4 protein-coding genes and 1 pseudogene are annotated in these 2,618 nt (G+C 70.4%); 4 read left to right on the top strand and 1 reads right to left on the bottom strand.

Annotated features, from left to right (window positions below):
• The 4 genes and pseudogenes from VIB11_RS11325 to VIB11_RS11310 all read left to right on the top strand — a co-directional run.
• The coding region (locus VIB11_RS11325; RefSeq protein WP_332031304.1) for a SelB C-terminal domain-containing protein at nucleotides 1-124 on the top strand (124 nt) is incomplete at its 5' end.
• Nucleotides 125-178: 54 nt separating this feature from the next.
• Nucleotides 179-472 (top strand): ATP-dependent Clp protease adapter ClpS, encoded by a 294-nt coding sequence (gene clpS, locus VIB11_RS11320; RefSeq protein ID WP_332031302.1) that lies wholly within the window; start codon nucleotides 179-181, stop codon nucleotides 470-472.
• A gap of 4 nt (nucleotides 473-476) precedes the next feature.
• The gene (locus VIB11_RS11315; RefSeq protein ID WP_332031300.1) at nucleotides 477-971 is read left to right on the top strand and encodes a DUF2017 family protein; all 495 of its coding nucleotides are present in this window, start codon (nucleotides 477-479) and stop codon (nucleotides 969-971) included.
• A gap of 283 nt (nucleotides 972-1,254) precedes the next feature.
• Nucleotides 1,255-2,111: pseudogene (locus VIB11_RS11310) on the top strand (IS3 family transposase).
• On the opposite strand, the gene VIB11_RS11305 reads toward VIB11_RS11310, so the two are convergent.
• Nucleotides 2,108-2,618 (bottom strand): response regulator transcription factor (locus tag VIB11_RS11305; RefSeq protein WP_332031298.1); only part of this gene is annotated, 511 nt, incomplete at its 5' end. The pseudogene VIB11_RS11310 and the gene VIB11_RS11305 overlap by 4 nt on opposite strands.

Below are 2,618 nucleotides of genomic sequence, written 5' to 3'. Positions count from 1 at the left end.
GTTCGCCGCCACCGAGGCCAGGGAGGCCCTCGGCACCACCCGCCGCACGGCCATCCCCCTGCTCGAGCACCTCGACCGGGGCGGCGTCACCGTCCGCCTCGGCGACCTGCGCCGCCTGACCTGAGCAGCCCCGGACCGGGCATGGCCGATGGCGCCCGGATGCGCCACCATATCGCGCATGAGCACGACCGCCCCGACCCGCGAGCGCACCGAGCAGCACGACGACGTCGTCGAGCCGGACATCCCCTGGGTGGTGATCGTCTGGAACGACCCCGTCAACCTGATGTCGTACGTGGTGTTCGTGCTCCAGAAGCTGTTCGGCTACGACCGGGCCAAGGCCACCCGGCTGATGCTGGACGTCCACCACAAGGGCAAGGCGGTCGTGTCCAGCGGCCCCAGGGAGAAGGCGGAGTTCGACGTCTACCGCCTCCACGGCCACGGCCTCTGGGCCACCATGCAGAAGGACCGGTAGCTCCTTGGCCGGCTCCTTCAAGCGGCTCGGCCAGGACCGCCTGCGGGTCCGGCTGGCCCACGACGAGGTGGCTTTCCTCCGCGGCCTCCCCGACCAGCTCCGCAGCGTCCTCGCCGAGGGCGACGACGAGCCCGTCAACCAGCGCCTGTTCCCCCCGGCCTACCTGGACGTGGAGGACGTCGAGCGCGACGAGGAGTACCGCCGCCTGATGCGCGACGACCTGGTCAAGGAGAAGCTGGCCAACCTCGACCTGGTCACCACCACCCTGGCCCGCGGCTCCACCTCCGTCCGCCGCTGGACGGTCGAGCTCAGCGACGACGAGGCTACCGCCTGGCTCGGCGTCCTCAACGACATCCGCCTCGCCCTCGGCGTCCGCCTCGACATCACCGAGGACTTCGACGGCTACGTCGACGACACCGACCCCCGCGCCCCCGCCCTCCGCCTGCTCAGCTACCTCGGCTGGCTGGAGGAGCAGCTGCTGGACGCAATGGAGACCTGAGCCCGACGGCTTCGGGGCGTGGCGCTCGCCACCCGGTCTCCAGGCGACCGCCGCGCCGGTCCACCAGGACGGCCTTGACCAGCTCGTCCATGAACGACGGGGTACTCGCCGGCAGCGCCGAGCAGTCCACCATCACGACCGTGTCGGACAGGTCGTCCGCGAGGGCCGCGGTGAGCTCCCGTGGCTGGTGCCGGCTGGACACCAGTGGCGTGACCCCGGTTAGTCGGTCCATCGGTTGTGAGAGTCCTTGCAGCCCGCGGGAGCGGGCGGGAAGGCTCACACCATGTCGACGAAGAGGAAGCGGCACACTCCTGAGCAGGTGGAAGCTGACCGAGGCCGACCGGCTGCTCGCCCAGGGCGCCGATACCGCCGAGGTCGCGCGCCAGCTGGGCGTCAGCGAGCAGACCTACTTCCGGTGGCGCAACCAGTTCGGGGGTCTCAAGGCCGAAGACGCCAAGCGCCTCAAGGAGCTGGAGAAGGAGAACGCCCGACTCTAGCGGCTGCTGGCCGACGCCGAGTTGGAGAAGGACGCGCTCCGGGAGATCGCAGAGGGAACCTTCTGAGCCCGGCCCGTCGGCGCGCGGCCGTGAACATCTTCAGCGCACGCTGAAGGTGAGCGAACGGTTCGCGTGTCGGGTGGTCGGGCAGCACCGATCGACCCAACGCCACACCCCGGCATCCCAGACCGTCGAGGACCCCGACGCCGCCCTGCGGGCGTGGCTGCGTGAGTACGCGGGCAGGCATCCCCGCTGGGGTCACCGACGCGCCTACCACGACGCCCGCGGTGAGGCTGGACCGTCAACCACAAGAAGATCCAGCGGCTGTGGCGCGAGGAAGGCCTCCGCGTGGTCGTGAAGCGTCGCCGCAAGCGGGTCGGGTCCTCCACGGTGCCGCCGGTGCCGTCCGCGACCGGCCCGAACATGGTGTGGGCCATCGACGTCCAGTTCGACTCGACCACCGACGGTCGCCCGGTCAAGATCCTGTCGGTGGTTGACGAGCACACCCGTGAATGTCTCGGCGGGCTGGTCGAGCGCCAAGGTCACCATCGGCGACTGGAAGGAGGAGTACAACCACGACCGGCCGCACTCATCGCTGGGCTACCGAACCCCACGGGCCTACGCTGCGATCTGTACCCACTAATCGGCTCTCACGCGTCTGGTGTCGTAGGCCCACATCGCGATCTCGACGCGGTTGCGGGCGCCGAGCTTGGTCATCAACGATGCGACGTGGGTCTTGACCGTGCTCAGGCCGACGAAGAGCTCGGTGGCGATCTCGGCGTTGGTCCGGCCCCGTGCCACCAGCGCGAGCACCTCCTCCTCGCGCTCGGTGAGCGGGTCGATGGGCTGGACCGGTACCACCGGCGCCTGGTCGGCGAAGGTCGCCAGCAGCCGGCGGGTGACGTTGGGGGCGATCAGCGCGTCCCCGTTGGCCGCCGCGTGGATGGCCTGCACGAGGAGCTCCGGCCCGGCGTCTTTGAGCAGGAAGCCGCGGGCGCCGGCGCGCAGCGCGCCGAGGACGTACTCATCGAGGTCGAAGGTGGTGATCACGACGACCGCCATCGGGTCCGTCACGTCTGGCCCGGCCAGGCGCCGCGTCACCTCGACGCCGTCGAGCCCGGGCATCCGGATGTCGACGAGGAGGACATCG

Source organism: Pedococcus sp. (assembly GCF_036554925.1).
GTDB lineage: Bacteria > Actinomycetota > Actinomycetes > Actinomycetales > Dermatophilaceae > Pedococcus_A.
The sequence above is the reverse complement of the archived record's forward strand: the minus strand, read 5'-3'. Positions and strand labels throughout refer to the sequence as shown.